Raw genomic sequence first — 10,183 nt, forward strand, 5'->3', positions numbered from 1 at the left:
CCGACCTGTGGTGGTGGCGGCGCCACCCCCGCATCCTCACCAAAGACCTCGGGCGTTCGCTTCGCTCGGCCGGTGCCATCGGCGCCGACCCGGACACGGCATGACCCTCAGCCTCGTGGGATTACGGGACAGCGCTTACGAGCTCGTGCACGGTAGGCGGTGAGACGTTGAGCTGCTGATCGTCGATCATGGTCGTGTGGTGGGGAACGCGTCTCGTGCAGCGATCATCAGTGACCGGAGGATCACGGGCCTGTCGGCCGACGTGATCGCTGAACTCGTCACCGAGCTGGGTCCGCTGTGGCATGAACGGCACCGGGCCAGGCTCACCTCCCGGCCGCGGAAGCGGGCGGTGGGCGCCGGTGCGAAGCACCGGCTGGTCTTCGTCGACCGGCTCCTGGCCACGCTCGTCCACCTCCGTCACGCCACCACGCATGACGTGCTGGCCTGCTGGTTCGGCGTGGACCGCTCCACCATCACCCGAGCCGTCGGCGAGGTGCGGCCCCTGCTCGCCGAGCGCGGCTGCACCATCGCCCCCGGCGTGCGGCTGCGGACTCTCGCCGAGGTCATCGACCACCTCGGTGCCAGCGGCAGGACCGGGATCATCGATGGCACCGAGATCCGGGTCCGGCGCCCGGCCGCCGGACGCAGGGACCGGGAGGCGTTCATCTCCGGCAAGAGCAGGCAGAACGCCGTCAAGACCATGGTCGTCACCGATGCCGGCGGCCGGGTGCTGTTTGGCAGCCCGACCCGGCCGGGCAGCTGCGCGGACATCACCCACGCCCGCCAGCTGGGGCTGGCCAAGCTCCTGGCCGACGGGCCGGCCGTGGAGATCCTCGCCGATGCCGGCTACCAGGGCCTGGGCGCGCAGACCGGCGGACGGGTGGTGACACCACCGCACCGGAAGTTCAAGAAGAACGCTCCCGACTGGTACGAGGAGATGTATGAGCGGCAGCGCACGGCGCATTCCTCGCGGCGCATCCGGGTCGAGCACGGCATCGCCCATCTGAAGAACTGGCGTGCCCTGGCCCGCCACCTCGGCCGCCGCGAGCACATCAGCGACACGGTCCAGGCCGTCGCCGGACTGCTGTCCCACCAGCAGACCGCGGACCTGGCGTTGGCCCAGCAGAGGTGAACAGCGAGCCTCACCGAGGTCCTCGACGTCTCACCGCCTACCGTGCACGAGCTCGTTAGGGTCTTCCAATGACGGGAGATCGAGATGACGACCCGGGCAGGATCAGGATGTACTGCCCTTGCGTCGGCGTGAAGCCGGAGTCCGGGTCGGCACCGGTTCCCCATAGCCGGGGTGTGCTGAAGGGCAGCACGTCGTCGGCCGGTAGGAGTGTCGAGGTCCCTTGGCAGTGGGCTCCCGCGCGCCTCGTCCGAAGGTCTCGACGCGTCTGATGCTACTCCGGTGGCGGGCCTCGCCTGCTCCGATCTCGACCTCGGGGAACAATGACACAGCCGTTGACACCGAGAACGATCATGGTCAGCTATCGAGCTCGTGCACGGTTGGTAGTGAGGCGTCGAGGAACATCGGCGGGCTCGCCGGTGTAGCGGTGCCGACGGGCAACCCGGACGCTGGTGCCGTTCTCCCGGTGTGTGTCGGGGGTGTCGTCGGCTCGGAGGTCGAGCCAGGCCCAGGCGCGGAAAACCCCATGACCGGCCCGATGATCCCCCCTGCTCTGGACAAGGAGATCCACCACCTCACACGGCTGACCGCAGCTGCCTTTCTCTCCGGCTGTACGGAGGCCGAGTTCGGCGCCGTGCGGGACTACTGCGGCGTGCCGGACTCCGTGATGAGCAAGACGGTCACGGCTGCGGAGGACCTGAAGTCACGCTGAGCTACTTGTCACTTCGTCGTCACTTCGGGAGAACAGGGCCGAGTCCACTGCAACCAGTCGTACAGCTGGCTGGTCCTACCGGCCATGAGTCCTCGTCTGCCGCCTCGCCGCCGGGCTGAAAGGCGCGGTCTGCGCCTCTGGCCCGTTGGCCTTGTCCTGGCCCTGGCTTTCGCCGCCTCGCTCCTCGTTGCCGCCACGGTGTTCTACGCCGGATGGGACCTGCTGGGTGCCCGGGACTTGAAGCCTGAGCGCCGCATCGACTCCAAGACTCTGTTCGACCTGGTGAAGCTCTCCTTCGGGGTAGTCGCCGGGGCCGGCGCCCTGGTTGCCCTGGTCGTTGCCTACCGCCGCCAGCGGGTCGAGGAGGATGGCGCCCAGCGGGAGACCACCCGGCTGCACACCGAGCGGTTCACCACCGCCGTCTCCCAGCTTGGTGAGGAGTCCGCCGCGGTTCGCCTGGGTGGCGTCCACGCCCTGGCCGGCCTCGCCGACGACGCTCCCACCCGTGATCTGCGTCAGACCTGCATCGACGTGTTGTGCGCCTACCTCCGCCTGCCCTACACCGCTGAGACTGACTTGCCCGACAACGACGCGGAGGCTCGGCATACCTATCTGGCCCTGCGGGAGGTTCGGCACACCATCATCCGCCTCATCCGTGATCACCTCCGCCTTCCCGTGGACCATGTCCACTCGTGGCAGGGCCACGATTTCGACTTCACTGGTGTCGTCTTCGACGGCGGGGACTTCTCCAAGGCGGTGTTCTCCGGCGGCACCGTCGACTTCAACGCAGCGGTGTTCTCCGGCGGCACCGTCAACCTCGGCGCAGCGGTGTTCTCCGGCGGCACCGTCGGCTTCAACGCAGCGTTCTCAGGCAGCTTGGTCTACTTCAGCGTGGCAGATTTCTCCGGCGGCACGGTCAACTTCGCTGGCGCCTTAGGTCCAGCACCGTCTGGCCTGGTTCCGGCAGAGGGGTCTTCCCTGCCGGACGGGCTCATCCTGCCCGCAGCGTGGCATCAGGCATCTCCCTGAGCTTCGTCTGTGCGCCCTCCCGGTGGCCCTGGACGTCCCGGTCGGCCACACCGCTTCGTTCCGTGGGCAGGGTGGTCAGTCCCCGGTGCGGGTCCAGGCGCTGGGAACGGTGCCGGGCATACGGTGGTCGATCTGGTGCTCGCCCTTGGTGCACCCGGCGAAGGGGCCGCTGGAGGCGCGTAGCTCGCGTATGCAGGGGTCGAGGTGGTCGCGGTGCCACACCGAGGGGCCGGTGTAGCCGCAGGTGGCGGGGTCGGTCAGTTCCTGCCACGCGAGCCAGCACGCGTGGAGCCGGGCGACGGCCGGCGGGTGCTCGAACCACAGGTGGCACCAGCGGGCGTCGGCGCTCGGCTCGGCGAGGTAGCCGGGTACGAGGACGCCTTCCACCCACTCGATCAGGGCGCGCATCGGCTCGGGCAGGCGGCCGCCGTGGCGCTCCCCCGCCTCGGCGCCGCCGGTGAAGACCGCGTCGGCCAGGGCGGCGACGACGGCGCTGGCGGGCCCGCCCTTCTTGCTCAGCAGGTACAGGGTGTCGCGGGAGGTGGCGAAGTTCTCGGTGTCGAAGCGGGGCCGGTGTTCGTCCAGTGTCACCCAGGCGAGGACCTTCTCGTCACGCAGCGCGGACACGACGGTGCGGGCGTTCTGGCACAGGCCAGGAAGCTTGACTCCCACCCAAGTGGGTTGCCGTGTAAGCATTTCACAGGGAGTAAAATACTTGATTGTCTATACGGTTGAAATTTACTTCTCGGGTCCTGCCAGCACGAAGTCGTTCTTCGTCAGCTCCTTACGCAGTCGCTCCTCGGCGAGGTCGGCGTAGTGCCTGGAGAGTTCGATGCCGATGAAGTGGCGGCCCTCGCGGAGGGCGGCGATGCCGGTTGAGCCGCTGCCGGTGAAGGGGTCGAGGACGGTTCCGCCCTCGGGGCAGATCTGGACGAGCTGGCGCATGACCTCGACGGGCTTCTGGGTGATGTGGACGCGGTCCTTGCGGGGTTGGGAGGCGGTGAAGAAGCCTGGCAGGTACAGGTCGCGGCTGCGGTCGACGGTGCCCTTGACGCCCCAGTAGACGTACTCGCAGTCCTGTTTGAAGCCGCCCTTGCGGGGGCGGGCGGTGGGCTTGCGCCAGGGCATCACGCCGGTCCAGGTCCAGCCGGCCATCTGCAGGGCGTCGGAGGTGGCCGGTCCTTGGCGCCAGTCGGAGAAGACCAGGGCGCTGCCGTGTTCGCGGGTGAGGCGGTAGGCCTCGGTGAGGAGTTCGGCGAGCCAGCGGATGTAGGAGCGCTGGTCGCGGTTGTCGCCGGGGAAGTCGGCCAGGTCGTGGGCGGCGTCGCTGGAGGTGTACTTGGCGCGGGGTGTGCGGCCGGTGCGTTCGGAGCTGGTGCGGCCGCCGGAGTTGTAGGGCGGATCGGTGATGACGGCGTCGATGCTGTGGTCGGCGAGGCGGGTGAGCACGGTGAGCGCGTCGCCCCGGTGCAGCGTGTAGGCCATGCGGCAGGGCTCCGTGTGGGGGTCGGGGTTGCGGGTTCCGCTTCGGATGGCGCTTTGCATCGTTGCTGACGGTGATCAGTCCGCCGGAGGGTAACCGGGGTTGTCCGGCCGTGCCCAACGAGACGGTGCCCGACGCCTTCGCCGCTGTGGCAGCTACCGCAGGGATCGTTTGGTGCGGCCGTCCTCCGTGCCTACCGTCTCGCCTTGCCGGCGGGGCGGGTGCTCCCCTCGCCCATGCCGCACCTGCCCTGCCGGGCGCCGCCCTCTCGTGTGCCCGGAGTGTGTCCGGCTTCGGGCCAGGGGCCTTCGGCGTGCTGTGGAAGGAGGTGATCCGTCATGCGCGTCGAGAGATTACGAGCGCGGCTGGCTGCCGCTCCTCGGTGATCGCCTCCTGTGCCCAGGGGGCGCCGTCTTCCGATTCCGGGTGTCTTCACCCGCGGGCTCATGGATTCACCGGCGCGGTGCCGGCGGACCTCTCACGAGACACCGGCACCGCGCCTTCTGTGTGCGCTAAGGAGTCGTCCATGCGACGTGCCCGGACACGTCTTCCTCACCGTGCGGCGAACACGGTTCAGGCCGACGTCCCCCGTGAGGCCACCACCGGGTGGTGGCGGTGAAGAAGACCGCTGCCGTGGTCGGCGCGGTGGCGGTCGGCCCCATGTTCCTGCTCGCTCCTGCGGTCGTGGCCGGCGCGCACGACGCCAGGGCCGTCTGCGCCGATGGGGCGCAGGCGGTGGACGCCGCCGCGGTCGCCCGCCAGGTGGAGGAGATCCTGAACGGCGGCGACGGCGGCTCGGTGTCGGTCCCGGGGCTGGAAGCCCCGGAGGAGCAGGTCCGCAACGCTCGCATCATCCAGGCGACCGGCGTGGCGATGGGGGTCCCGCCTCGCGGGCAGGTCGTCGCCCTGGCGACGGCGCTGCAGGAGTCGGGCCTGCGGAACCTCGCCTACGGCGACCGCGACTCCCTCGGCTTGTTCCAGCAGCGCCCCAGTCAGGGCTGGGGTACGGCGGAGCAGGTACGGGACCCGGTCCACGCCTCCAGGCGCTTCTACCAGGTCCTGCTGGAGGTGGACGGGTGGGAGTCGATGACCGTCACACAGGCCGCCCAGGCGGTCCAGCGTTCGGCGTACCCGGACGCGTACGCGAAGTGGGAGCCGCTGGCCACCGCGCTGCAGAGGGCCATCGCCCGGACGCTGCCCCAGGACGGTGCCGGCGGCAGCGGTGCGGGCAGGTCCGTCGCGGCCAGCGGATGCTCCGATGAGGAGATCGCCGGAGCCGGGCCGATCCCGGAGGGGAAGACGCCTGCGGGCTACGAGATCCCCCGGGACGCTCCGCGGCCGGTGCGGACGGCGATCCGCTGGGCGCTGGGCCAGCTCGGCACCCCGTACCAGTGGGGCGGTACGTGCACGGACCCGCGCGGCCCCGACCCGATGGGGCGCTGCGACTGCTCCTCGCTGATGCAGATGGCCTACAAGGCGGGCGGCGTCACGCTCTCCCGGACGACCTACACCCAGGTCAAGGAGGGCCGGGCGGTCGGTGTCGGGGGCATCAGGCCCGGCGACCTGGTCTTCACCCGGGGCACGCCCGCGCGGCCGGAGCACGTGGGGATGTACATCGGCTCCGGCTACATCGTCAACGCGCCCAGGACCGGCGAGGTGGTGCGCGTCGAGCCCCTCGCCGACTGGAAGCCGCAGATCCTCGCCGTCCGCCGCGTCGTCTGACCGGCGCCCCTACCTGTCCCTCCCCGGTTTTCCGTATGTCCTCGAGAACGATCTGGAGTTCGTCTTGCAGCTCGTCGAACACCTCCGGCACCTCGCCTACGACCCCGGTGTCAGCCCGAAGAGCGGTGGTCTTCCGGGGCTGAGCGTGCTCCGCGACGTCATCAGCAGCATCAACCTCTTCGGGATCGTCGCCGTCGTCGGCGCCTTGGCCGTCTCTCTGCTGGTGTGGGCCTGGGGCCACCACTCCGGAGGCCACCAGGCCGAGGCCAACGGCAAGAAGGGCACCGTGGTGGCCGCCTGCTGCGCGCTCGGGCTCGGCGCGGCCAACGGCATCGTGGCGTTCTTCAGCGCCCTGGGATCGAAGGTGCAGTGATGCCCGAGCCCAACACCCGTACCGCCTCGGGCGGCGCCTTCTCCACCGTGCGCCGCCGGGTCCTGCTCGGTGTCGCCGGCCTGGTGGCGCTCACCGCGCTGGCCGGCCTGTTGCTCTTCCTCGCACGCCCCGGGGACTCGTCCGCGCCGCCGGAGGCTGCCCGCCCCCGCACCACCGCCCGCCCGTCCGAAGGACCGGCCACCGGGCAGCCGCACACCCAGCACCGGGCGCCGTTCCCGGCTCCGCCCCGGACGGACGATCCGGTGGTCTTCGCCGAGGCGGCCGCGGAGGTGCTGTGGTCCTACGACACCCGCGCCCGCACCCATCGCGAACACCTCGCGGGGCTGCGGGAGTGGATGACGGACGAGAAGGAGTACGCCGACTGGGAGTCGGTCTCCGCCCAGGTGCCCGACCCGGCGCTGTGGTCCCGGATGCGGGCCAACCACCAGCGGGCGACCGCCGAGGTCCTCGAGGCCCACTTCCCGCAGGCCTTCGAGGAGGCCCTGGCCGACGACCCCGGCGCGATCACCAGCGCGTACGTCTACGCGGTCACCGTCACCGGCAGGCAGGCCATCACCTGGGCCGACTCCGGCGCGGGCGCCGAACCGCGGGCCGTAACACTCGCCGTCCAGTGCCGCCCGGAACGGCAGTGCGCGCTGGCCGGGGTCGTCCCCCGCGTCAGCCCCTGATCTCACGCACCGCAGCACGGACGCAGAAGGGAGGTGCTCCGAGTGGACATCTGCGACGTCCCGCTGATGGACAAGGTCTGCGGCGCGGTCGACTTCGTCTCGGACCCCGGCGGCAGCATCACCGACGGCATCGGCGCCTGGATGGCCAAGTCCATGGGCGAGTTGGCCGCCTCCGCGGCCGACCTGGCGGTCAAGGCGGTGGACTCCACGACCCGCGTCGACCTGAACGCTGCCTGGTTCCGCGACAACTACGAGCTGCTGCTGCCGATCGGGCTGGTGCTGACCGTGGGCACGTTCGTACTGCAGCTGACCCGCGCCGCCTGGCGGCGGGACGAACGGGCTCTGGCGCAGGCGGCGATCGGCACCATGACCGGCGTCTTCTTCGCCTTCAGCGCCATCGCGCTGACCACCGTGGCCCTGACCGTGGTCGATGCGCTGTCCGCCGGGCTGTTCAAGGCGGCGAACAGCTCGGTGGACGACGCGATCCGCCGGGTGGTCAAGGTCAGCCACTACGGCGCCATGTACCCGATGGGCTGGATGGTGCCCACCCTGGTGGCCCTGGGCGCCGCCGTGGGCACGTTCATGTACTGGGCGGTGATGGTCGCCCGCAAGGTCGGCATCCTCATCCTGGTCACCCTGGCGGTGTTCGCGGGAGCCGGTGGCGGCTGGGAGGTCGCCAAGCGGTGGCGGCGCGGCTGGATCGAGGCCACCGCCACCCTGGTGGTGAGCAAGCTGCTGATGACGATCGTGTTCCTCACCGGCGTCTCGGCCATGGGCAAGGCCCCCGCCGGCGGCGGGGTCGCCGCGCTGTCGGACGCGATGGCCGGCATCGTCGTCCTCGCACTGGTGCTGCTGTGCCCGTACGCGACGTACAAGTTCGTGCACTGGGCCGCCGACGGGAGCGGCAACGACGAGCTGCACCGCGCCGGTGCGGCCGGGATGTCGGTCGCGGCCGGCGCCGCCAGGACCGCGGGGTCGCTGGCGGTGCAGGCGAGCACCGGCGTCCCGGCGCCGCAGGGCCCGTCCTCTGTGCCCGGGATGGGCAAGGGCGGTGTCGCCTCCGGCATCGACCCCGCGGGCAGCACTCCCGACCCGCTCGACTCCCTCCCGTCGGGGAAGCGGACCACCTTCCGCTACGGCGAGGACCCCGGTGCCGCGGGCGACAAGGGCAGGGCCCTGATCCGGCGGCCCCGTACCGACGGCGACCGCGACCAGCCCCTCATCCGCCGCCCCGGACAGGGCGACCAGGCCACAGGGACGTCCTCGGCGGCGGGCCCGGCCGGACCGGCTTCTCAGGGGGCGCCGTCCGTGCCTTCCGTCCCGGGGACGCTGTACGGCCCTGCGGCACCGTCCGAGTCGGGCCCGGCGTCATCACCGCCTTCGCCGGGCGCTCCCGCTCCGGAGGGTTCGGCCACGCCGCGGCGCTGGGTCTATCCCCAGGACCGGCCTTCGGACACGGGCTCCGGTTCCTGAACGCTCCCGAAAGGGGCGGGCCGCGGTCTTCCGCGCCGCAGTCCGCGGCCCGCTCCTCCCGCTCTTCATACATCGTGAGGACGGCTTCCCATGCACACCGACGCACCAGCCACGATCAGGTTCCCCCACCGCTCCCACCGCGGAGTCCTGCTCGGCCTGACAGCTCCGCAACTCCTCGTCACCGCCCTCGCCGGTCTCCTCCTACTCGCCGCGGTCCTCGTCTCGGGCATCGTCGGCGCGCTGAAACTCCTGCCGCTGTGGGCCGCTTTCCTGGCGGTGATCTTCGTCCGCCACCAGGGCCGCTCCCTCGCCGACTGGGCGCCCGTCGCGATCCGCTACGCCCTGCGCCGCATGCGCGGCCAGCTGCTCTGGCTCACTCGGCCCTCCACCAGGCCGCGCCGCGAGGGACTGCTCCACCTGCCGGGCACCGCCGCCTCGCTGCGGGTGGCGACCTCCCCCGACGGGCGGCTGAGCGCGGTGCACGACCCGCACCACGGCACCCTGACCGCCGTGGCCAGGGTCTCCTCCCGCGCCTTCGCCCTGCTGGATGCGGGGACGCAGAACGCCAACGTCGCAGGCTGGGGCCGGGTGCTGGCGGCACTGGCTCGCACCGGCCAGGTCGCCCGGGTGCAGGTGCTGGAGCGCACCGTCCCCGATTCCGGCGACGCCCTCAACCGCTACTGGAGCCGGTACGGACAGCCCGGGACGCCGGTGGCGGGGCAGGTCTACGGCGAGCTGATCGCCGCCGCCGGACCGGCCGCCGCACCGCACGAGGCGTACGTGGCCGTCGCCCTGGACACCCGGGCAGCCCGGCGGACGATCAACCAGGCCGGCGGCGGGCTGGCCGGGGCCTTCACCGTCCTGGCCCAGCTCACCGCCGTCTTCGACCAGGCCGCCCACACCGCCGGGCTCGCCCCGTCCGGCTGGCTGACCGCGCGCGAGATCGCCGCCGTGGTCCGCACCGCCTACGACCCTGCGGCGCTGTCCGCCCTGGACCGCTGGTCACCGGGCATCCGGCCGCAGGCGGATCCCGCCGCCGCGGGCCCGGTGGTGCTGGTGGAGAACGCCGACCGGATCGAGACCGACTCCGCGCACCACACCACGTACTGGATCGAGAACTGGCCCCGCACCGAGACCTCCCCCGGCTTCCTGCACCAGGTGCTGTTCACCTCCGGGGTACGCCGCTCACTGTCCCTGACCTACGAGCCCAAGGACCTGCACGCGGCACTGCGGGACGTGCGGCGCCGCAAGGCCACGGTGATCGCGGACGCGGCCGAGCGGCAGCGCCGGGGACAGGTCGACTCCGAGGAGGACTCGGTGGAGTACGCCGACATCAAGGACCGCGAGCGCCAGCTCATCGCCGGTCACGCCGACGTCGCCCTGACCGGGCTGCTGACGGTCTCCGCCGACTCCGAGGAGGAGCTGCGCACCGCGTGCGCCGCCGTCGAGACCGCGGCCGTCTCCGCCCTGATCGACCTGCGGCAGCTCACCTGGCAGCAGGCCGAGGCGTTCACCAGCGCCGCCCTCCCCCTCGCCCGCCCGTGACGCACCGCCCTCCGGCACTCCCATGAAG

General features: G+C 71.5%; 10 protein-coding genes. 8 read left to right on the forward strand and 2 right to left on the reverse strand.

Annotated elements, in window-relative coordinates; all coding sequences use genetic code 11:
• The first annotated feature begins 196 nt into the window (after positions 1-196).
• From L7D48_RS19970 to L7D48_RS19980, 3 genes are all read left to right on the forward strand, one after another.
• Entirely contained in the window at positions 197-1,132 is a 936-nt protein-coding gene (locus tag L7D48_RS19970; protein WP_237880965.1) for a transposase, read from the forward strand.
• Between the two features lie 523 nt (positions 1,133-1,655).
• Positions 1,656-1,841: a hypothetical protein gene (locus tag L7D48_RS19975; RefSeq protein ID WP_237880967.1), complete on the forward strand. Its 186-nt coding sequence runs from the start codon at positions 1,656-1,658 to the stop codon at positions 1,839-1,841.
• 84 nt (positions 1,842-1,925) lie between these two features.
• Positions 1,926-2,870 carry a pentapeptide repeat-containing protein gene (locus tag L7D48_RS19980; RefSeq protein WP_237880969.1) on the forward strand — a complete coding sequence of 315 codons (945 nt, stop codon included), beginning with the start codon at positions 1,926-1,928 and terminating at the stop codon, positions 2,868-2,870.
• Between the two features lie 75 nt (positions 2,871-2,945).
• Here the strand turns inward: L7D48_RS19980 and L7D48_RS19985 are convergent, their stop codons facing one another.
• Positions 2,946-3,542 (reverse strand): DUF4913 domain-containing protein, encoded by a 597-nt coding sequence (locus L7D48_RS19985; RefSeq protein WP_237880971.1) that lies wholly within the window; start codon positions 3,540-3,542, stop codon positions 2,946-2,948.
• Positions 3,543-3,608: 66 nt separating this feature from the next.
• Positions 3,609-4,355 carry a site-specific DNA-methyltransferase gene (locus L7D48_RS19990; RefSeq protein WP_237880973.1) on the reverse strand — a complete coding sequence of 249 codons (747 nt, stop codon included), beginning with the start codon at positions 4,353-4,355 and terminating at the stop codon, positions 3,609-3,611.
• A gap of 613 nt (positions 4,356-4,968) precedes the next feature.
• Between L7D48_RS19990 and L7D48_RS19995 the strand changes: the two genes are divergently transcribed.
• The 5 genes from L7D48_RS19995 to L7D48_RS20015 all read left to right on the forward strand — a co-directional run bounded on the left by L7D48_RS19995 (position 4,969) and on the right by L7D48_RS20015 (position 10,155).
• Complete coding sequence (locus L7D48_RS19995) at positions 4,969-6,075, forward strand: C40 family peptidase (RefSeq protein WP_237880975.1); 1,107 nt, start codon at positions 4,969-4,971, stop codon at positions 6,073-6,075.
• A gap of 64 nt (positions 6,076-6,139) precedes the next feature.
• Complete coding sequence (locus tag L7D48_RS20000) at positions 6,140-6,448, forward strand: DUF6112 family protein (RefSeq protein ID WP_237880976.1); 309 nt, start codon at positions 6,140-6,142, stop codon at positions 6,446-6,448.
• Positions 6,448-7,137 carry a hypothetical protein gene (locus tag L7D48_RS20005; RefSeq protein WP_237880979.1) on the forward strand — a complete coding sequence of 230 codons (690 nt, stop codon included), beginning with the start codon at positions 6,448-6,450 and terminating at the stop codon, positions 7,135-7,137. The genes L7D48_RS20000 and L7D48_RS20005 overlap by 1 nt, the downstream gene beginning before the upstream one ends.
• Positions 7,138-7,179: 42 nt before the next feature.
• Positions 7,180-8,610: an ATP-binding protein gene (locus L7D48_RS20010; RefSeq protein ID WP_308312320.1), complete on the forward strand. Its 1,431-nt coding sequence runs from the start codon at positions 7,180-7,182 to the stop codon at positions 8,608-8,610.
• A 90-nt stretch (positions 8,611-8,700) separates the two neighbouring features.
• Entirely contained in the window at positions 8,701-10,155 is a 1,455-nt protein-coding gene (locus L7D48_RS20015) for an SCO6880 family protein (protein WP_237880980.1), read from the forward strand.
• The last annotated feature ends 28 nt before the right edge of the window (positions 10,156-10,183 follow it).

This window comes from Streptomyces sp. ICN903 (genome assembly GCF_022015835.1).
GTDB lineage: Bacteria > Actinomycetota > Actinomycetes > Streptomycetales > Streptomycetaceae > Streptomyces > Streptomyces fenghuangensis.